This window comes from Streptococcus sp. HMSC071H03, assembly GCF_001813035.1.
GTDB classification, from domain to species: domain Bacteria; phylum Bacillota; class Bacilli; order Lactobacillales; family Streptococcaceae; genus Streptococcus; species Streptococcus anginosus.
The window spans coordinates 143606-162349 of record NZ_KV811162.1; the positions used below are offsets into that span (position 1 = coordinate 143606).

The 18744-nt window shown below is 36.6% G+C and carries 20 protein-coding genes and 5 pseudogenes; 5 read left to right on the forward strand and 20 right to left on the reverse strand.

What is annotated here, in order from left to right; genetic code table 11:
• The 3 genes from HMPREF2887_RS05765 to HMPREF2887_RS05775 all read right to left on the reverse strand — a co-directional run.
• Positions 1 to 409: ORF6C domain-containing protein (locus tag HMPREF2887_RS05765; RefSeq protein WP_084740873.1), on the reverse strand; the 409-nt coding region annotated here is incomplete at its 3' end.
• On the reverse strand, positions 406 to 708 hold the full coding sequence (locus HMPREF2887_RS10675) for a hypothetical protein (RefSeq protein WP_084740875.1): 303 nt from the start codon (positions 706 to 708) through the stop codon (positions 406 to 408). The genes HMPREF2887_RS10675 and HMPREF2887_RS05765, both read right to left, overlap by 4 nt.
• Positions 709 to 714: 6 nt before the next feature.
• Entirely contained in the window at positions 715 to 1323 is a 609-nt protein-coding gene (locus HMPREF2887_RS05775) for a DUF3102 domain-containing protein (protein WP_084740879.1), read from the reverse strand.
• 68 nt (positions 1324 to 1391) lie between these two features.
• Here HMPREF2887_RS05775 and HMPREF2887_RS05780 point away from each other — a divergent pair, with 68 nt between their 5' ends.
• Complete coding sequence (locus HMPREF2887_RS05780; protein WP_084740882.1) at positions 1392 to 1751, forward strand: hypothetical protein; 360 nt, start codon at positions 1392 to 1394, stop codon at positions 1749 to 1751.
• Here HMPREF2887_RS05780 and HMPREF2887_RS05785 read toward each other — a convergent pair.
• From HMPREF2887_RS05785 to HMPREF2887_RS05800, 4 genes are all read right to left on the reverse strand, one after another.
• A complete protein-coding gene (locus HMPREF2887_RS05785) occupies positions 1735 to 1935 on the reverse strand; it encodes a hypothetical protein (protein ID WP_084740884.1) in 201 nt (66 codons plus the stop codon). The two genes, HMPREF2887_RS05780 and HMPREF2887_RS05785, sit on opposite strands and share 17 nt — an antisense overlap.
• A gap of 71 nt (positions 1936 to 2006) precedes the next feature.
• Positions 2007 to 2249: a hypothetical protein gene (locus HMPREF2887_RS05790; RefSeq protein WP_084740888.1), complete on the reverse strand. Its 243-nt coding sequence runs from the start codon at positions 2247 to 2249 to the stop codon at positions 2007 to 2009.
• Between the two features lie 56 nt (positions 2250 to 2305).
• Complete coding sequence (locus HMPREF2887_RS05795; protein ID WP_084740892.1) at positions 2306 to 2515, reverse strand: helix-turn-helix transcriptional regulator; 210 nt, start codon at positions 2513 to 2515, stop codon at positions 2306 to 2308.
• Between the two features lie 200 nt (positions 2516 to 2715).
• Positions 2716 to 3306, reverse strand: coding sequence for a hypothetical protein (locus HMPREF2887_RS05800; RefSeq protein WP_084740895.1), 591 nt, complete (start codon positions 3304 to 3306; stop codon positions 2716 to 2718).
• Positions 3307 to 3486: 180 nt separating this feature from the next.
• Here HMPREF2887_RS05800 and HMPREF2887_RS05805 point away from each other — a divergent pair, with 180 nt between their 5' ends.
• The 3 genes from HMPREF2887_RS05805 (at position 3487) to HMPREF2887_RS05815 (ending at position 5984) form a co-directional block, all read left to right on the forward strand.
• A complete protein-coding gene (locus tag HMPREF2887_RS05805; protein WP_084740899.1) occupies positions 3487 to 4236 on the forward strand; it encodes an XRE family transcriptional regulator in 750 nt (249 codons plus the stop codon).
• Positions 4237 to 4246: 10 nt separating this feature from the next.
• Positions 4247 to 4711, forward strand: a complete 465-nt coding sequence (locus tag HMPREF2887_RS05810) for a hypothetical protein (protein WP_084740903.1) — start codon at positions 4247 to 4249, stop codon at positions 4709 to 4711.
• Positions 4712 to 4826: 115 nt separating this feature from the next.
• Positions 4827 to 5984, forward strand: coding sequence for a site-specific integrase (locus HMPREF2887_RS05815; RefSeq protein WP_084740907.1), 1158 nt, complete (start codon positions 4827 to 4829; stop codon positions 5982 to 5984).
• A gap of 267 nt (positions 5985 to 6251) precedes the next feature.
• Here the strand turns inward: HMPREF2887_RS05815 and HMPREF2887_RS05820 are convergent, their stop codons facing one another.
• Positions 6252 to 7376 carry an AI-2E family transporter gene (locus HMPREF2887_RS05820; protein ID WP_003028351.1) on the reverse strand — a complete coding sequence of 375 codons (1125 nt, stop codon included), beginning with the start codon at positions 7374 to 7376 and terminating at the stop codon, positions 6252 to 6254.
• Between the two features lie 124 nt (positions 7377 to 7500).
• Positions 7501 to 7938 (reverse strand): annotated as a pseudogene (locus tag HMPREF2887_RS05825) (GNAT family N-acetyltransferase).
• A 63-nt stretch (positions 7939 to 8001) separates the two neighbouring features.
• Between HMPREF2887_RS05825 and HMPREF2887_RS05830 the strand changes: the two are divergent.
• A complete protein-coding gene (locus HMPREF2887_RS05830; protein ID WP_003025684.1) occupies positions 8002 to 8415 on the forward strand; it encodes a MarR family winged helix-turn-helix transcriptional regulator in 414 nt (137 codons plus the stop codon).
• A gap of 236 nt (positions 8416 to 8651) precedes the next feature.
• On the opposite strand, the gene ileS is transcribed toward HMPREF2887_RS05830, so the two are convergent.
• From ileS to HMPREF2887_RS05875, 11 genes and pseudogenes are all read right to left on the reverse strand, one after another.
• Complete coding sequence (gene ileS / locus HMPREF2887_RS05835; RefSeq protein WP_003025687.1) at positions 8652 to 11444, reverse strand: isoleucine--tRNA ligase; 2793 nt, start codon at positions 11442 to 11444, stop codon at positions 8652 to 8654.
• A gap of 256 nt (positions 11445 to 11700) precedes the next feature.
• Positions 11701 to 12486: a DivIVA domain-containing protein gene (locus HMPREF2887_RS05840; protein WP_003025689.1), complete on the reverse strand. Its 786-nt coding sequence runs from the start codon at positions 12484 to 12486 to the stop codon at positions 11701 to 11703.
• Positions 12487 to 12495: 9 nt separating this feature from the next.
• Positions 12496 to 13287 carry a YlmH family RNA-binding protein gene (locus HMPREF2887_RS05845; RefSeq protein ID WP_021001385.1) on the reverse strand — a complete coding sequence of 264 codons (792 nt, stop codon included), beginning with the start codon at positions 13285 to 13287 and terminating at the stop codon, positions 12496 to 12498.
• 4 nt (positions 13288 to 13291) lie between these two features.
• Positions 13292 to 13555 carry a YggT family protein gene (locus tag HMPREF2887_RS05850; RefSeq protein WP_003025694.1) on the reverse strand — a complete coding sequence of 88 codons (264 nt, stop codon included), beginning with the start codon at positions 13553 to 13555 and terminating at the stop codon, positions 13292 to 13294.
• Positions 13556 to 13559: 4 nt separating this feature from the next.
• Positions 13560 to 13925 (reverse strand): annotated as a pseudogene (locus tag HMPREF2887_RS05855) (cell division protein SepF); the annotation flags it as partial.
• A 96-nt stretch (positions 13926 to 14021) separates the two neighbouring features.
• A pseudogene (locus HMPREF2887_RS10680) lies at positions 14022 to 14105 on the reverse strand (cell division protein SepF); the annotation flags it as partial.
• Positions 14106 to 14114: 9 nt separating this feature from the next.
• Positions 14115 to 14786, reverse strand: a complete 672-nt coding sequence (locus HMPREF2887_RS05860) for a YggS family pyridoxal phosphate-dependent enzyme (protein ID WP_021001384.1) — start codon at positions 14784 to 14786, stop codon at positions 14115 to 14117.
• Position 14787: 1 nt separating this feature from the next.
• On the reverse strand, positions 14788 to 16062 hold the full coding sequence (gene ftsZ, locus HMPREF2887_RS05865) for a cell division protein FtsZ (RefSeq protein ID WP_021001383.1): 1275 nt from the start codon (positions 16060 to 16062) through the stop codon (positions 14788 to 14790).
• Between the two features lie 18 nt (positions 16063 to 16080).
• Positions 16081 to 16281 (reverse strand): annotated as a pseudogene (locus HMPREF2887_RS10685) (cell division protein FtsA C-terminal domain-containing protein); the annotation flags it as partial.
• Positions 16260 to 17466, reverse strand: a pseudogene (ftsA, locus tag HMPREF2887_RS05870) (cell division protein FtsA); the annotation flags it as partial. The pseudogenes HMPREF2887_RS10685 and ftsA, both read right to left, overlap by 22 nt.
• A 122-nt stretch (positions 17467 to 17588) precedes the next feature.
• Positions 17589 to 18650 carry a cell division protein FtsQ/DivIB gene (locus HMPREF2887_RS05875; RefSeq protein ID WP_021001382.1) on the reverse strand — a complete coding sequence of 354 codons (1062 nt, stop codon included), beginning with the start codon at positions 18648 to 18650 and terminating at the stop codon, positions 17589 to 17591.
• Positions 18651 to 18744: the final 94 nt, after the last annotated feature.

Genomic DNA, 18744 nt, shown 5'->3' on the forward strand with positions numbered 1-18744 from the left:
GCTGCTTATTTCTGGCCTTAATATCAAACTTAGTATTTGTATTTGGCTCCCAATTCCGCCAATACTCATACGCATTCAATTCGTCTTTACGTTTCAGCAAATCATAACGTGGAATACGAAAATGATCTTTAAAGTCTTTTGCAGCTTGCGCAAACACAGAACGAGCAAAATGACTATCACGATAAGCAGGACTATCCTTTCCACCTAAAATATCAATCACCTTTTTCTTGCGTATCCGCTCCAAATCAAGACAAACAGACGGATTAACAGGCTGTTCATTTTTTAAGTAATCAACATCACTCTCTAGTGATTTTTGTTGCTGCTTCAATTGCTTTTGATTTTCCAAAACTTGAATCAAAATATCTTCTTGTGTAACACCAGTAACACTCTCTAAAAGTTCATTCTTCATTTAAACTCTCCTTCAATAATAGTTGCTGCCTTCCTCATTTGCGAAAGGTCGTTGATGAGTAGTTGCATGCGATTTACCAAGCTATCAATTTCAAGACCGATAACATGGTCTGCTTGTCTAAATTTCTCCTCATCTTTATAAATCAATCCCGACATCTTTGTTAATAAATCGTCCCCTGAACGGACAATTTCCAAAATGTCCTTGTAGTCGGACATTTTTTTCTGAACGTCATTTAATTGCCCTTTCGACTGTTGGATAGCTTCTGTTAATTCTTCGTATTTCTTAGAATTAGCATCCACCGTTTCTCATTCTTTTAAAAGGTTTTGATATTGACTTTCAACAAATTTATTTCGTTCTTCTAAACTTTCTAAATCACTTTTCAACTCCTTATTCTTTTCCATCAATGTCTTGTTTAAAGACTTAGTAGAATCATAGTCTTGAGGTGCAACCTCCTTGGTGACTATCTTTGTTTCAAACTTTGCCAAAGCCTGCTCGGCTAGCTGCTCATTCTTTTGACGCAATTCTTCATTGTCTGCTTTAGACAGATTGAGTTGCCGACGCAGTTCCTGCAATTCTCGAACTGTTGGATTGTCGCCCTCTTCAATGCGATTTAGTTGCTCTTGCTTTTGGTCATCTGGCAAAGTGGCTATGAGGTAGAGGGCTGACGTTCCTAAATCTGACAACGTTGTCACATTTGGAAGCTGTCTGGCAATAGTCATCATTCTATTTGCTTCTCTATAATGCAATCCTTGCTTTTCTATCCATGACGTAAATTGTCCATGTGTCAAATCATGTTTTTTTACATGATTCAATCTGCGTCCAATCTCCCAAATAGACTGCCCTGCAATCTGCTTATGATGATTGATTTCAAGCTCAATCTGAGCTAGATTATTTGATAATGCTAATTCATTCATTTTTATCCTTTCTGTAAATCTAAATTTCTCCAATCTGATATAATAAATTCAGAAAGGAGGTAACTGTTATGAACGAGCTAACAAATGACGCTAAATTCCTTTTAAGTTCAATGTACGCAGAATACTTAAATAGACGCAAAGAAGAAATTTCTAAAGAAGAAGCAAGAAATTTTCAAAATATTGATTCTATTAAGAATGACATCATGACTGAATGGTCTGAAAAAGATATTCTCGATACATGCTTTGAATTAAAGCGTCATGGCTACATTAACGGCATAGCTGGCAACGACACGCTTTTTCTTATTAGTTTAACGACAGAAGCTATCGCTACGCTTGAGATAGAATTCAAAGAACCTACTCTCAAAGAAAGAATAGAAAGTGTTCTTGATTTTGCGGCTAAAATTAAAGCTGTCATTCCTTTCTCTTAGCTTTATCAGCTAATGTCTTTTCTTTCAAAGAACCGAGACCGAAAGGGTCTTGTTTTATATCTGAACATATTTTTTCAATCCGTGTAGCTTCTTCAATAAGCGTCTTTCGGTCTGCGTTTCTTGCTTTGAGTTCCAAATCAATGGACTCAAGGCTTTTTGCTATTCGTTCTAATATTTTTTTCATTTTGAGTTTCCTTTCTAATCTCATCATAAGAGATATTCAAAAATTATGTTTTAATGGGACAAATCAGAAATTTATCGAAATCTAAGTTCTCTCTTCTCACGAAAATCAAATTCTTGCTCAAGTAAAAGAAAATCCAAAGGTGTTAGATCGCTTTTAAGACTTTCTTTCTGTTGTTCAAAAAACTGCTTTTGCCACTCGGTAGAGCAGCTTTTAATATTTTTATTAAGAGAATCCAAACAATTAAGATAACTCTTAACCCTCTCTCTTTGATGTACTAATGCTTTTTGAACATATGGATATTTTTTTGGTCTCATTTCTTCTCCTTCTCTCAACTATGCGGGCAAGCGTAGTTAGTTATATTCAAGTTACTTTAGAACACGTTTTGTGGGCTTTTTCTGCTAAAAATATCACTAATATCTTTTTTGAAAATATCAGCGATTAAAAACATTTCTGATGATTTGAAATCTATGTAATCTAATTCTTTAGAACGATACGAGGCTTCCGAAATATCTAATTTAGCAGCCATTTGCGCTTGTGTCAATCCAGCATTTTTCCGCAATTCATATAATTTTATCTGCACACTCCTCACCTCCTTTTTTATTTTCTATACCTCAAATCTGATATAATAGAGATGAGATATAGAGCTATCTCACCACTATTAACAGAAAGGAGCGACTTTTATGGATAAAAAATATACCACTAAAGAACCAAATGTGAAAAATAGTAATAATCCTGGCAAAAGACGATTGCCTGAAAAAGCATACCATCAAGAGCCGAAGCCTAAAAATAAATAAATTTCACTTGCTTTTTCAAGTTAAGATAAATCTTGACTTGGATTTTTTCTTTATCTAGATACCTAAGCAGGCCATCCTCGTCTTTAATGGCATATTTTTCAGGATCATTGTAAGAAATGTAGGGGTACAAAATTAACGATAAATCATCTCGTTCTCCATTAGTGTAAGCAATATATCCTGACGATACTACCTGCTTATCACCTATACGAAAAACAAAACAGTTTTGACAATCTGTATCTGTCGCAAAAACATCATACATTGTTTTACTATCTAAATCAGGTAAACTATTGTCTTTTCTAATCCAATTGACTACCTTATAAAAAATATGTACCAAATCAGGAAGAACAAGACTGATAAGAATTGCCGTTAGAATTGTTAAAACAATACTAACAAGTAAATTTTTAATTAAAAATTGCCATAAGAGAAATATACTGTAGTCTAATGATGATAAAAAAATCAATAAAAACTTCTTATCTTGTTCACTCCCCCAATCAATATCCTTAACTCTAACAATAATTTGGTAATTCAAATATCCAAAACCACCAATAGCTGCAATCGACTGAATAACTTCTTGCATTTTCTCCGCTCCTTAAAAATAAAATTTCAATTTTGGTCATTTCCCTGACCTTGATTATAGATTAGCACACGTTTCGTGTTCTGTCAACAGTTTTTTTGCGAAAAAAACAAAAAAGTTTTCTTTACGTGGTTTTTTGTGTTATAATTTAATCAAAATAAAATTGAAAGGAGCTCTGGTGATATGGATAAAGAAACACTTGCTATCGTTATAGGTTCAAAAATTAAAGAACAACGTAAACTAAAAGGATGGACACAGTTAGAACTAGGGGAAAAAGTCGGTTTAGGTAAAAACGCCATAAGCAATTACGAAAAAGGTTTTCGGTCTCCTAAGAAAAACACAATGTTTGATTTGGCTAAAGCATTTGACATATCTATTGACGATTTATTCCCACCAATTCAAACTAACATTGTTTCATTACCTTTAACTAATACTGCTAAGGCAATTTCCGATACTGTAGAACGTTTAGAAGAACCTCGTAGAGTAATTGTGCTTGACACAGCTAAAATGCAGCTAGAGGAGCAAAAACGAGCACAGAATGAACTCAGCGAAGAACGAACAGAATATCATGTGTTTGAAAAACTCTCTGCAGGAAATGGTTACGACTACATGGAAGATCGCAATTACGATGTCGTATTTTACAACAAATATATAGATCATGACTTTGCTTCTTGGGTCTATGGCGATTCAATGGAGCCAAAATACCTTGACGGTTCTGTTGCCCTTATTAAAGACACTGGCTGGGACTATGACGGTGCTATCTATGCCGTTGATTGGGACGGACAAAGCTACATCAAGAAAGTATATAAAGAAAAAGACGGCCTAAGGCTCGTCTCGTTGAATGATAAATATGATGATAAGTTCGCTAAGTGGGAAGAAGAACCACGGATTATCGGCAAAGTAGTAGGCAATTTTATGCCAATAGAAAATTAGGAGAATTATTATGAAAAAAGCATTTGTTTTAGGATTGATACTTTTTGCAACAACCACTCTCGCTTCTTGTTCTAGTAACCAACATTCAAAAGGTAAGTCTACAGTTGGTGATTCTAGTATTGAAACAACTTCATCAAAGAAAAAAGAAAAGCTGACTTACAGCCAGTTTGAATCATTATACCCCGAAGTCAGAGACAAAGGGTATGAAGAGACTCCAATTGAAGAGTGGGCTTACAATGACAAAGTACGAGTTAGAGGGACTGTCCTTGATGTTATGGAGGGAAGCAATGCAAAAGTTATTGTTTGTAAAAATGGAAAAGATAAGTTTTTAGTTTTAATACTTCCAGAATATTATAAGTACACTTTAAAAAAAGGAGATAAATTTATTTCATACGGTTTTGTTACGGATGAACAAGCGGGCTATCCTGCTCTTGCTTCTTTCAGATATTTCCCCGATTTTGCAAATAGAAATTAAAAAACTCATCACCCGTAGTCAAGGTGATGAGCCGATAAAAAATATACCTTAGTTAGTATATCACAAAGAGTTCTTTCTCTCAACTATGCGGGCAAGCTAAAAAAGGAGAAGAAAGATGATTAAAAAATATACTACAAAAAATGGCGAAACTCGCTACATGTTGAAAGCCTATCTTGGCATTGATCCGTTGACAGGAAAACAAAAACGGACTACACGAAGAGGTTTCAAGTCAAAGAAAGAAGCAAAACAAGCAGAATTCCTCTTGCAATCTCAAGCAGAGGAGCAAGAGTTTACAAAAATATACGAAGACTATACCTTTGAAGAAATCGCCGAAATGTGGATGGATTCCTATAAATCCACAGTCAAACCTACCACTCTTGCAACAGCAAAGTGTATGCTAAAAACTGTCATAAAATATTTTGACGGTATGAAGATAAAAAATATTACTGTTTTAATTTGTCAAAATAACGTTCAAAAGATACAGGATAAATATAAAAGTTCAAGTCTATTATTTAGTATTATCAAGCGTATCTTTAAATACGCTTACCACCTAGAGATTATCCCTGAAAATCCTATGGATAAAGTCATTATCCCTAGAAAAAAATATACAGAAGAAAATCAAGAAGAGCAAGTAGATAACTTCTATACTAGAATGGAGTTACTAGAATTTTTAAATAAATGTCAAAATTCACGCTCACCATTTAATGTGACATTTTTCCACGTTTTAGGATATACCGGGCTAAGAAAAGGTGAAGCTCTTGGACTAAAATGGAAAGACATAGACTTTCAAAATAAAACTCTAAAAGTTTCTCGAACAGCAGTAAAAGTTGACGGAAAACAATTTTGCCAATCTCCAAAAACTAAAAAAAGCCGTAGAACCATCTCCATCGATGACCATACAATTTCATTGTTGAAAACTTGGAAAATTTACCAAATGAAACGATTTATGGCTCATGGAGTAAAATTTGAGGGTGACGAACAATATATATTCACGAATAGAGATTGCAAATGGTATTCCTACAACCATATATCTGATTTAAATAATGTGCTTGCGAAAAGATTTAACATGCGGAGAATCACAATACATGGCTTCCGTCATACTCATTGCTCCCTACTATTTGAATCTGGCGCAACCATTAAAGAGGTTCAAGAAAGATTAGGACATAGTAACATAAAAACAACTATGGAAATCTACGCTCATGTCACCAAAGAACGACACGAACAAGTAGCAAATCGTTTTAACGAATACATGTCCGAAAGAAAAGAAGCGTAGTCAAAAACGTAGTCACTCAATCTACAACCTCTCAAAACCTTGATATTACTAAGTTATTTGGAGAATATGTTCTATTTTAGCATAAAAATACACTTATGGTTTTAATAAAACGTATTAGAAAGAAAAAGGAGTGGAATTCCAAACTAAATTTTTGTTGCATTTAGTTTGCTTCCACTTCCCTATATTCATCATTCTAAAACATTAAGACACAGTCCTTCTGAATGTCTATTCATCTTTCAGATTTTGAATTTATTCATCATCCCATTCTTATTTATTAATAATTCCGTACTCCTCATTTTTCTTTTGCTCCTGTGCAGCTCGATGATTATCATATAAATTCGCTAGGAATTTTGCAATTTCTTTCAAAATAGAATAAATCGGAATCGCTACAATCATCCCAACAATCCCATAAATATTACTTGACAAAAGCAAGAGAACCATAATGGTAATTGGATGCACCTTCATCACGCCACCTACAATCCGTGGATAGAGAATATTTCCGTCAATTTGCTGCACAATTAACATATATATAACTGCAATCACCATTTTTTTCGGATCAGCAATCAGATAAGTGATAATCATCGGAATCAACCCAATGCTTGGGCCCACATAAGGAATAAGATTAGCAATCATAGAAAAAATAGCAAATATCAAAGCATATTTCAGACCAATAACACTATAGCCAATGAAAGCCAACGTTCCAATAATAAACGCATCAATCGAAATCCCACTAATATACCGAGCAATCGTTGCATTAAGATTGGTCAATAATTTCGTGATGTTGAGCTTATCCCGCTTCAAAACAGTTCTTTCCAACATGGGCAGTAATTTATCCCCGTCAATTAAGAAATAGACCAAAAAGATCGGCGTCATGATGAGAATCAAAAATGTATTCACTACTGCTGAAACGACACTCCCCAGACTATTGGTGACACTATTTAAAATATTTTGCAAAATATCCACATAAGACAAATTTAACTGCTTAATAATAGACTGGATATTCAGATTTTTAAAGAGAGAGTGCTGCGATAGCTGGTTAATCCAATTTTGCAATTCTCCATAAACATTTTGACTAGAAGAAATCAAACTTGTCAACTGCGTAATCAAAATAGGTAGCAGATAAATAATGCCCAGAGCAATAATCCCAAACAAGAGAACCAAGGTAATCAAAATTCCAAAAATCCTCTTAATTTTCAGCTCTTTCTCCAGGAATTTCACTAAAGGATTCGTCACATAGTACAAAAATCCCGCAATTAGAAAAGGAATTAAAACCGTATTTAAAACGCTCACAAAAGGGGAAATCAAGCCGTCCATTTGCCGCCAGATAAAAAAGATAATGGTTAGTAGTAAGACTTCTGTTGTCCAAAAAAATAACTTACTTTTATGAAACATACTGTTCCTCCTATCAGCTATTCTATCATATTTTCCACTAAAATAGAGTGCTTTTCTTAAAATGGCTTAAATTATTTTAGGAACAGACTCTTTCGTTTCCCACTATCAAAACTTATTTTTCCATTTATTTTCGTTTGTAAACCATTTTCACATGTACTCGTGATTCTAAGATGAAGGGTTCACTAACAGCTTCAAATCCAAATTTCTCATACAAGCCCACCACCTGCTCTTGCGCCTCTATGTGAATCTCTTTTTCAGGCCATTTTTCAGCACAAGTCTCCATAATAGCTTGGACCAACTTACGACCAAGCCCTTAACCGCGAGTAGAAGCCGCTGTTACGACATGTCCAAAATGAATAGTAGTACCCGTTTCAAATACTCTCGCATAAGCATCCACTTCCCCGGATTCATTTTCATGAAAAATATGAACAGCTACTAAATCATTCTCGTCCAAATCATTGTAAACACTATTTTGCTCTACGACAAATGTTTCCAAACGTAATTTCAAGCATTTATAAAATTCTAAGGTGGTTAATTCCTCAAATGTCTTTTTATACCACATACTTGTTTTTCCTTCTTCTTTATTATATAATAATTGTAAATGCAACTATAAAAGGAGCCTTTTATGGATTATCGTCATCTCTTTCGTCAAATGGGCATAATTTCTCGCCAAGCCATGATGAATATGAATCATGAAGCCAGCCAATACAACCTAGATAATAATCTTTTTCTTATCCTTATCCGCATTGTTGAGCATGAAGGACTGAATCAATCTCAACTTTCTCATATGGTAAAAATTGATAAAACAACACTTAGTCGCTCTCTTAGAAAACTAGAGGAAAAAGGATTTATCACAAAGAAAGTCAACTCTCAAAATAAGAAATTTAAAGAGCTTTTCCCTACGACGAAGGCTTTGCAAATCTACGACCGATTGATTGGATTTGAAACGACCTACATCCAGTCTGTCATGAAAGCTCTGACTTCCTCTGAACTCTTTCAATTAGAAGCCATCCTCAATAAAATAGAAAATGCTCAATGAAATCAGTATAGCACACATTGGTTGCATTTGCAACTTTGGAATTAAAAAAATGAAGAGGCTGGGACAAAAGTCCTTAACCTCGTCAGATTTTTATGAGTTTCTTGCAAGTTGCAGCGGTTGAGTGGGTTCTATGCGGTTGATAAATCAACCTTTACAGCCCTACTCAACTGTGCGGGGGTGGGACGACAAAATCAAATTTCTCCGAAATTACCGATTTTTGTCCCACTCCCTTTTGATTATTTTGTTTCAAATCCTTCTGTAACTGCTTGCGCAAAATGTTCTTCAACGATTTCTGCACAGTGGTCACAAACAATTGCATGATAGCTACGTTCTTTGACTGTTTCATCTACCCGACGGCAACGTTCACAAACTTGTCCCTCTGCATGCTCAACTGTAAAAGCTACATCCTCGAAAGCAATAGCATTTTCAGGAGCTTCCCCGTCTGCAATTGTTAATTTAGAGACAATGAGAAGTTGCGCAACGTCGCTATTAACCGCTTCAAGCAATGTTCTCACTACTTCATTTGGATAAATCGTTAAATGAGCTTCCAAAGATTTTCCAATAACCTTTTCATTACGTGCTTCTTCCAAAGCTTTCTGAGCTTGACTGCGGAAGTTCATAAAGTTTGTCCAAGTATCTAATAGTTCTTCCTCATTAGGGAAAGTCAGCGCATCTGGCAATTCTGCTAACTGAACAAATTCTTCTGGCTCATGTTCTAAGTAAGACCAGATTTCTTCTGCTGTATGTGGAAGAATTGGGGTCAACAATTTTGTAATGTTTACTAAAATATCATAAAAGACGGTCTGCATTTGACGGCGTTCCAATGATTTAGCTGCTTCAATATAGACAACATCTTTTGCAAAATCAAGATAGAAAGCTGATAAATCAACTGTCACAAAGTTTACAATCGCTTTGTAAATATCTAAAAATTCAAAGTCGGCATAAGCCTCACGAATCGTCTTGACAAGTTGATTAAATCGAACGGTCATATACTTATCAACAGAGCGAAGGTCATCATAAGCAACAGTATCTTCTTTCGGATTGAAGTCAGATGTATTGGCAATCAAGAAACGGAGGGTATTCCGAATCTTACGGTAAGTTTCAGAAACTTGGCTCAAAATATCCATAGAGATACGAACGTCGTTACTGGAGTCTACACTCGTTACCCAAAGCCGCAAGATTTCCGCACCAAATTGTTTTTCAACATCACTTGGAGCAATCGTGTTGCCGAGAGACTTCGACATTTTCTCGCCTTTACCGTCTAAAGCAAACCCTTGTGAAAGAATTTGTTTATAAGGAGCTACACCATGGTTGGCAACCGATGTGATAAGCGATGAGTTGAACCAACCACGATACTGGTCTGACCCTTCAAGATAAAGGTCAGCAGGATAAGTCAATTCAGGACGATTGACCACCACACCATTCCAAGAAGAACCAGAATCAAACCACACGTCCATGATGTCCGTTTCTTTAGTGAATGTACCATTTGGTGACCCTGGATGAGTAAATCCTTCTGGAAGCAAATCTTTCGCTTCTCGTTGCCACCAAATGATAGAGCCATGTTCCGCAAAGAGCTCAGCCACATGCTCAATTGTTTGCTCTGTCATAATCGGTGTGCCGTCCTCCGCATAGAAGATTGGAAGTGGCACTCCCCAAGCCCGCTGACGCGAAATGACCCAATCTCCACGGTCACGGATCATATTGTAAAGACGAACTTTACCCCATTCAGAGTGGAACTTCACTTTTTCAATCTCATCAAGAATTTCCTGACGGAATTTTGAAACTGAAGCAAACCATTGCGGTACCGCACGCCAAATAATTGGCTTTTTCGTCCGCCAGTCAAATGGGTAGGAGTGAGAAATTTCTTCTTGCGCAAGGAGAAGTTGACCTAACTTTTCAATTACTGTAGGAACTACCTTGTCATAAAATTGCCCTGCAAAATCTGGGCCAGCATTTTCCATCATGATACCACGTTCATTGACTGTAACGGCTACTTCTAAGCCATTTGCAACTCCAACATTGTAGTCGTCCTCACCAAAACCAGGAGCTGTATGGACAATCCCTGTACCTGAATCTAGTGTAACGTGGTCACCAAGAATCACCAATTCATCTACTTCCTCATCCCACGGGTGCTCTGTCACGATATGGTTCAGTTCAGCACCGCGATGAGTTGCCAAGACCTCCACATCTTCCCAGCCGAATTTTTCAGACAAGCTATTGAGCAAGTCAGCAGCAACGACAAATTTACGGCTTTCCCCAGCTGGTTTTACCACAACATAATCAAAGTCAGCACCTACTGTCAAACCGCGAGAAGCCGTAATAGTAAATGGTGTTGTCGTCCAAACTACAATATAAGTATCTGTATCTAGCACATTTTTGCCGTCTTTTACCTTATTTGCATAGTAAAGAGAGGTTGAAACCAAATCATGATACTCAATTTCTGCCTCTGCAAGAGCTGATTCAGATGACCATGACCAATAAACCGGCTTCGCACCGCGGTAGATATAGCCTTTTTTCGCCATTTCTCCAAATACGCGAATTTGAGCAGCTTCATAATCCGGAGTCAACGTCACATACGGATGCTCCCAATCACCAGAAACACCTAAGCGTTTGAAATCTTCACGTTGTTTGTCTACTTGACTCAGTGCATAATCGCGACAAAGTTTTAAATACTCTGCCAAATCCATTTCTTTTCGCTTCACACCTTGCTTTGCCAGAACTTGCTCAATCGGAAGACCATGAGTATCCCAGCCTGGGATGTAAGGCGCATAATAGCCAGACATCGATTTTGAACGAACGATAATATCTTTAGAAATCTTGTTCATGGCATGCCCAACGTGAATATTTCCATTAGCATAAGGAGGGCCATCGTGAAGTGTAAAGTGTGGTTTACCTTCATTCAATTCTTGACGACGTTGATACAACTTTGCATCTTCCCACTCTTTTTGCCAAATAGGCTCTTTATTTGGTAAGCCAGCACGCATTGGAAAAGCAGTTTTCCCAAGATTAAGAGTTTCTTTTAATTTCATAAGTTCTCCTTTTTCATATTAGTAACAACTAAAAAAACCACAAATTCATCAAAAGGACGAAAATTCGTGGTACCACCTTCATTTAGATAAGAATAAGATTCCTATCCCTCTTACTCGTAACGTGAGTTAAGCGTTAAATCTTACTGTTTTCAGATTTAAGTTTGCAAAATGATAATCCTAACAAAAGGAATTACAGGTCTCTCACCGTCACCTGCTCGCTGCGAATATTTTGTTAGCATCTTGTTTTTACATTCTCTTATAAAATATCTACAGATTCTGTTGAAGTAGCTTCTGAGTTATCTGTTGAAGTCTCAGCATTTGTCAGATTTAATCCTAAGACAGACTCATCTAATGTTTCAAACGCTTGTGTTTCGGCTAATTCACGATTTGCTTCTTCAATGCGTCTTTGTAATTCTTCCATTTCCTCTGGAGAGAACTGACGCGTCACATCCACTTCATCTTCTTCTGGAGTCGTTACGACTTCACCCAAAGCAGACTGAACAACTTCTTTAAAGGCTTCATCACTAGTCTGCAAGTAAGTAGCTGTTGGACGAAGAATATCTTCCCATTCTGAAGAATTCACAATGCTTAATTGACTTTCAATTGTTGATTTTAAACGTTGGTGGAAGACACGTGTTTTATTTTTCAACTCTTCTGTTTCAACAGCCACTTTCTTAGCATTATCTGTCGCTTGACGAAGAATTTCATTAGCCTTGTATTTTGCCTCATCCAATAAATGTTGGGCTTCTTGCTCAGCCTTATGAACAATGTTTTCAGAACGGTCATTTGCCGCTTGTTTTACACGTTCTGCTGTATCTTGTGCAATCAATACAGACTGGCTAAGGGAATCCTTCATCTCGTCAAAATAGGTCAAACGTTCTTCCAGATTTTTAATTTTTGACTCTTGTTCATGATTGACACGCACTAAATCTTCGTAATCTTGGACAATGATATCAAGAAATTCATCTACTTCGTCAACATCATATCCTCTAAATTTATGAGCAAAAGCTTTATCTTTAATTTCTAATGATGTAATAGCCATATTTTCTCCTTACTTACTAGACAATAATTCAACAGTTAATTTGTACTTTCCATTTTTTGAAAAGCCATTTTCTCTTAAAACTTTTACTCTCCCATATCCTCGTACACTAATCAAGTCATTTAATAACAAATGATGACTGGGATTATCCAGCGTAGAATAGTTTACCTTAACTTGCTTTGTTGCTATCAGCCGAGCGGCAATGCTTCGTGACAAATGAAATGAGGCAGCTACCACTTTATCCAAACGCATACTAGAGACAAGCACATCTCTTAGCTTTGAATCAGTTTGAGCGATAATTTGTTGTGAAAAATCCACTCGCTTCAATTTTACAGGTGTCTTTGCTATCCTTGAGATATGATCGATGAAAAATTGAATGAATTTCTTATCTACCATAATTTGTGCTCTACCTGAAGCTACAAGAATATCACCAAAAACTTTACGTTCAATCCCTAATTGATTCAATAACGTTCCCATTATTTGCGAATGGGTTAAATGGTGAAATTTATTCGCATAGCTAATTTCTAACAACTCTATTTCAAAATCACTTAATTGCAACTCATAGTAGAGAGGAGCAATAATGACTTTAGCAAATTCACTCGTATAATAATCCGAACTTGAAAATATTTGCAATTGCAAATGATTCCCAAGATTTCGCAAAACTTCAACTTGATGTGGATTTACAAACGAAGTCACTTCAAAAGAATAAGAATCCTCAACGCGCTGCATCTGTTCTAAACTTTTATCAACAAATTCACGATCTTCTTCTGCAAAATGTTGATATAAATGTTTGCTATTCTTCATGAATTTAAGCTAAAAGCAAAAGGGCATTCAAAATGATGCCAGAAACAAAATTCAGAAGAAAGATAACAACAAGAACCGTCCAATCAATCCCAGCAAATTGTAGGTTGAAACGTTGAAATGGTTTTAAAACAGGCTCTACTATCCGCAGAATCAACTGACCAAGTGATGTTTGATAGGCACCCGGAAACCAAGATAAGAGAGCATACACCACTAAAATAAATGAATACACTCTTACCAAATTATAAAGTATATTTACAATCCAAACCATGTTTTTATCTACGTTTCATATCAAAATCAAATTCGCCACTTTGTAAATCCTCAGGCAATTTCAAATCCTCAACATTTACAATAACATTGATTGGTGTTAAAAGGTACATTGTACTCGCAACTTTTTTTATGTTCCCAGCAAGCACATAACGCGCACCATCCAAATAGTCCAAACAACGACGAGCTTGCACTTCTGTCATATATTGAAAATCAATCAAAATACTTTCGTTAACAATTAACAAATCAACAATTTCAGTTGTTTCTTCATATTTTCTTGGGTAACGAACATTGATGGTCACTTTGTCATCTGAAATCGTGCGATGCTGTGCCAATTCTTGCTGGCGCGCATGAAGACGAGTGATGTTTTCATTTGCTCCTGACCTTGTAGAAGATTGTACAGAACTACTCGCTGTATGTACTGTTCTTTCTTTAGTAGGTGTTACAGATTGACTACTCGCACGTAGTGGTAGCTCAGGCGTTTGAACGCCAGCATCTTCACCATCTTCCGTAAAGTAATCAATGAATTTATCAAATCTATCTTTAAGAGACATAATACTTTCCTATTTAAAAAATGCGGTACCAATTCTGACAAAAGTCGAACCATTTGCAATAGCTATTGCATAATCACGGCTCATTCCCATACTTAAATCAGTAAAAGGCATATTAGGTAACTGTTTACGTTGTAATCTTTGCTGTAATTGATAGGCTTGTTGGAAAATGACATTTAATTCCGCTTCATCTGCTTCAATCGGTGCCATTGTCATCAAACCTACAATCTGGATGTTTTCAAGTTTTTCTAGCTCAGGTAAAATAGTATCAATTTCCTCTATAGCAAAACCATGTTTACTGGCTTCTTTGGAAATATTTACTTGTAAAAAGCATTTAATGATATGTTCAGCTCTTTTATTGATTTCTTGAGCTAATTTTACGGAATCTAAGGCATGGAAATAATCAACATAATTGATGACGTCTTTCACTTTCCGCCTTTGAAGTGTACCAATTAAGTGCCAAGTTACACGTTCATCTTTCAGAGCCTGATATTTCTCTAGAAATTTATCAACTCGATTTTCACCGATATGATGAATTCCTGCTTTAACTAGCTCTTTAGCAGTAGAGCTGTCAACATATTTGGTGACAGCTATTACTTCTACTGAATTTTTTGAGCGATTAGCTTTTTGAGTAGCTTGCGCTACATTTTCCAAAACTTGATATGTATTCTTTGCTAAATCCATTTTATCGGTTTTTAAAGAATGGTGGTGTTTCTAATTCATCGTCATCAGAACTAGTGTCTTCATAACGTTCCACAGCTGGTGCAGAACTCGCATCTGTTGAGCGAACAATATTTTCACGACGCAAATCCCAATCACCAAATGCTGAAGCCTGTGGCGCTTCTGTCCGTTGACGACTTGGCTTTGGAACTTCAAGATTTTCAGTCAAATCAAAGTTACGGTCATAACCTTGGCTTCCTCTAGAATTACGATTTTCACGAGTTCCAGCTGCATAAGAATTTTGTTGAGCAACTGGACGAACACCACTTACTCGATCAATTTTTTCTTGACGAACACCCGTTGCAACAACTGTCACACGAATTTCATCTTTCATGCTGTCGTCAATAGAAGTACCTAACCAAATATTAACACCATGACCTGCTGCTTGATTGACGATTTCTGATGCTTCTTCTGCTTCAATCAAGGTCATATCAAGACCACCTGTAACGTTGATAATGACATCTTCAGCTCCATCAATCGTTGTTTCAAGAAGCGGTGAATAGATAGCCTTACGTGCAGCTTCAATAACACGTTCTTCGCCACTACCAATACCGATTCCCATAAGAGCATCACCTTTATTTGCCATAACGGTTTTTACATCAGCAAAGTCAAGGTTAATAAGTCCTGGGCTTGTAATCAAGTCCGTAATTCCTTGTACACCTTGACGAAGGACATTGTCTGCTTCGCTCAATGCTTCAAGAAGAGGAGTTTTCTTATCAACAATTTCAAGTAAATTATTGTTTGAAATGATAAGAAGTGTATCTACATGCTCACGAAGTTCATTGATTCCTTCAATCGCAAAGTTACCACGCTTACTTCCTTCAAAGCCAAACGGACGAGTAACAACTGCAACAGTTAAGGCACCAAGACCTTTTGCAATACGAGCAATAACTGGTGCAGCACCTGTACCAGAGCCACCGCCCATACCAGCAGTAATAAAGACCATATCAGCTCCCGTAAGAGCTTCCGTCAACACTTCTTCGCTTTCTTCAGCCGCTTTACGACCGATTTCAGGCTGTCCTCCAGCACCTAGACCGCGAGTCAACTTTGGTCCAAGCTGAATAACTGTTTCTGCTTTTGAGCCACTCAGAGCTTGCACATCTGTATTGGCAGCGATAAATTCAACGCCTGATACTCCTTCATCAATCATGCGGTTAATGGCATTACCACCACCACCACCGATACCAATAACTTTAATTACTGCTCCTTGTGCCGCAGCTGTATCAAATGAAAATGTCATAATGTATTACCTTCTCCTTTAATCAAACATATTGCCAAGTAGATTTCGAACACGATCTGTCAATTTTTCTTTTGGTTGTTGAGATTGTGTCGGAAGTGGTTCGGGACGTTCAACTTCTTCTGCTGGTTCAGCAATCGGAGTCACAGTTGTTTGTTGCGGCTGAGTAAAGCGCTGCAACGGATTGAACGACTGAGTTTGTTGAGTCGGACGAGAAAATTCAACCGGTTGATGACGCAGAAGTTCATCACCGTGAACGGCAGCTTGTGCTAAAACATCCACTTCAGATAGATTTCCAGCATATTCTGATAAGCTAATGACATGAGCAAAAGCTGGATTACGAATACCGATTTGATTTGGTACGTATAGTTTAACAGGAACACCGAAAACTTCTTGCGCCAATTCCACCACACCTGGTAAAATTGCACCACCACCAATAATAACAAGTCCACCTGGAAGTTCTAATAAGTGTCTTCTTTCTAAATCTTGCTTGATTTGTTCAAAGATATGCTTAACACGTGCTGAAATAATTTCTGCTAAATAGCGCTCTGTTACTTCAACTGGCTCCACTTCTCCAATCACTTCCACTTGGAATGACTCATTGCTAGCAGCCGGTACATAAGCCTCTCCGTAATTAAACTTCAAACTTTCGGCAAGTTTTTTAGAAGTTTTTAAAACTTTTGAGATGTCTTTTGTGACGTATTCGCCACCTTCTTGATAGATATTGGTAAATTGCAATTCTTGGTTGCGAACAGAAGCAACTGTTGTTTGGCCACCACCCATATCAATGACAGTCGCACCAAATTCACGTTCACCTTCATTTAGAACAGATTTGGTCATGGCAAGCGGAGAGATGATAATATTTTCCACTTGAACTCCTGCACGCTCAACTGTTTTTCTCAAATTATGAAGAATGGTACGTGGACCTGTATAGAGAAGACCACGCATTTCTAAACGAATGCCCATCATTCCACGAGGATCACGAATTCCTTGGAAGCCATCTACAATGAACTCTTCAGGAATAAAGGTAATAACTTCGCGGTCTGGAGTCATACTTTTTGTCAAAGCAGATCTCACAACATTTTCAACATCTGCATCTGTGATTTCTTTTGTTTCGCTTGTTACAGGAATCATACCTTGCGTTGCTTCAATCTGCAACAAGTTAGCAGGCAAACCAACGTTCACCAACTTAATGGAAATTCCTGCTTTTTCTTCTGCTTGTGAAATTGCAGATTTTATAGCACTTGCTGCTGCTTCGATATCTACAATGATACCATCTTTTACACCAGCACTTTTTGCATTACTAACTCCGATTACATTTAATTCATTGTTTACGTGTTCTGCTACCAAGACCTTAATGGAGCTTGTTCCGATATCTAATCCTGTAAAAAAGCCATCTCTAGCCATTAGACCATTCCTCTCTATCTACCAAGTTTCTCACTTATCAATTTAACTATCAAAAAAGTATAGTTATTCAAAGCATATTATAACATAAAAAAATAAAAATTGGGTAGATTTTCTACATTATTTTAGCTATTTCTATAACTAAATATTCCTGCTTCCATATCCACAACGCTTGTTTCCGTCAATTGTGGTTTAATTTTTTCATAATAAGGTAGTTTTTTAGCTACTTCTGACAAAGGAACTAAGATTTTATTTCCATCTGTCATAGTGATTGTCAGCAAATCCTCAGTCGCTTTACTCGGTGTATGCTGAACCGTTTGAATTTCTGATTTGATTGTATTAGAAATACCTGATAATTGTTGCACAAATTTCTTAAGCATTGCTTTATCTGAAAAATCAAGTGTTATATAACTTTTTGGCAACTGTGATTTTTTAACTGGAGTAGCAATTTCTTCTCCACTAGATAATACTGGGAAATACTGCTCCCCAGAATAATCATAAGCAACAACCGTGTATTCTGTTACTTTTATTTTAAATGTAATTGGAAATTGGTAACTTATCTCTGCTTTTTTCACCCATAGACTTGACAATTTAATATTTCTAGCATGTGCCTTTTGACTTAAATATGTCGTCAAGGTGTAATCCTCTTTTTGAATACTAGAAGCATCCAGCACCTCTGTTTTTGAAAGCTGTTTATTGCCCGTTACCTCTATATTCTTTAATTTTGAATAGGGGCTTATAAAATAAACAGCTAAAATTAACAAAATAGAACTTAGAATCAATACTGGCAAAGCACGGTAGATATGGCGAGGAGCAATTTTTTCTCTTGTCTCTTTTGCTTCCTGCTTAGCTTGTTTGCGTTCTGCTTTCTTCTTTTTTCTCAAGGTTGTTTTATCAAAAGGCGCATCTTGTTCTTCCTCAGAAGTCTCTGTCTCGGTAGGCTTTTCTGCCTCCTCTGACTCGTTCTCTTGAGTATCCGCTGTCACTTCTTCTGCACTTTCATCATTCTTTTCGACTTTCTCTTTTTCAGAATTTGGCAAATGCTGCTTTTTTTGCTCTGCTAGTTCTTTCTCTTTTTCAGCTTCTTCTTGAGCCTTTTTTTCAAGGTATTCCTTGTTTCTTTTTTGCCACTCAGAAAGTTTTTCTGTTTCTTGCTCTTTCTGATCCTCTTGCTTCTTTTTTGTCATTTTCTTCCTTTATCTATGTCATTTTTTAAAAGGTTATAAAATTCATCTAACGATTTTATTTCGTGGGACTGTTTCATGTTTTCTTCATAAAATG

Excerpts from the sequence above, each read along its gene's own strand:
- HMPREF2887_RS05775 (WP_084740879.1), bottom strand. The coding sequence starts at position 1,323 with ATGAATGAATTAGCATTATCAAATAATCTAGCTCAGATTGAGCTTGAA.
- HMPREF2887_RS05780 (WP_084740882.1), top strand. The coding sequence starts at position 1,392 with ATGAACGAGCTAACAAATGACGCTAAATTCCTTTTAAGTTCAATGTAC.
- HMPREF2887_RS05785 (WP_084740884.1), bottom strand. The coding sequence starts at position 1,935 with ATGAAAAAAATATTAGAACGAATAGCAAAAAGCCTTGAGTCCATTGAT.
- HMPREF2887_RS05790 (WP_084740888.1), bottom strand. The coding sequence starts at position 2,249 with ATGAGACCAAAAAAATATCCATATGTTCAAAAAGCATTAGTACATCAA.
- HMPREF2887_RS05800 (WP_084740895.1), bottom strand. The coding sequence starts at position 3,306 with ATGCAAGAAGTTATTCAGTCGATTGCAGCTATTGGTGGTTTTGGATAT.
- HMPREF2887_RS05805 (WP_084740899.1), top strand. The coding sequence starts at position 3,487 with ATGGATAAAGAAACACTTGCTATCGTTATAGGTTCAAAAATTAAAGAA.
- HMPREF2887_RS05810 (WP_084740903.1), top strand. The coding sequence starts at position 4,247 with ATGAAAAAAGCATTTGTTTTAGGATTGATACTTTTTGCAACAACCACT.
- HMPREF2887_RS05815 (WP_084740907.1), top strand. The coding sequence starts at position 4,827 with ATGATTAAAAAATATACTACAAAAAATGGCGAAACTCGCTACATGTTG.
- HMPREF2887_RS05820 (WP_003028351.1), bottom strand. The coding sequence starts at position 7,376 with ATGTTTCATAAAAGTAAGTTATTTTTTTGGACAACAGAAGTCTTACTA.
- HMPREF2887_RS05830 (WP_003025684.1), top strand. The coding sequence starts at position 8,002 with ATGGATTATCGTCATCTCTTTCGTCAAATGGGCATAATTTCTCGCCAA.
- ileS (WP_003025687.1), bottom strand. The coding sequence starts at position 11,444 with ATGAAATTAAAAGAAACTCTTAATCTTGGGAAAACTGCTTTTCCAATG.
- HMPREF2887_RS05840 (WP_003025689.1), bottom strand. The coding sequence starts at position 12,486 with ATGGCTATTACATCATTAGAAATTAAAGATAAAGCTTTTGCTCATAAA.
- HMPREF2887_RS05845 (WP_021001385.1), bottom strand. The coding sequence starts at position 13,287 with ATGAAGAATAGCAAACATTTATATCAACATTTTGCAGAAGAAGATCGT.
- HMPREF2887_RS05850 (WP_003025694.1), bottom strand. The coding sequence starts at position 13,555 with ATGGTTTGGATTGTAAATATACTTTATAATTTGGTAAGAGTGTATTCA.
- HMPREF2887_RS05860 (WP_021001384.1), bottom strand. The coding sequence starts at position 14,786 with ATGGATTTAGCAAAGAATACATATCAAGTTTTGGAAAATGTAGCGCAA.
- ftsZ (WP_021001383.1), bottom strand. The coding sequence starts at position 16,062 with ATGACATTTTCATTTGATACAGCTGCGGCACAAGGAGCAGTAATTAAA.
- HMPREF2887_RS05875 (WP_021001382.1), bottom strand. The coding sequence starts at position 18,650 with ATGACAAAAAAGAAGCAAGAGGATCAGAAAGAGCAAGAAACAGAAAAA.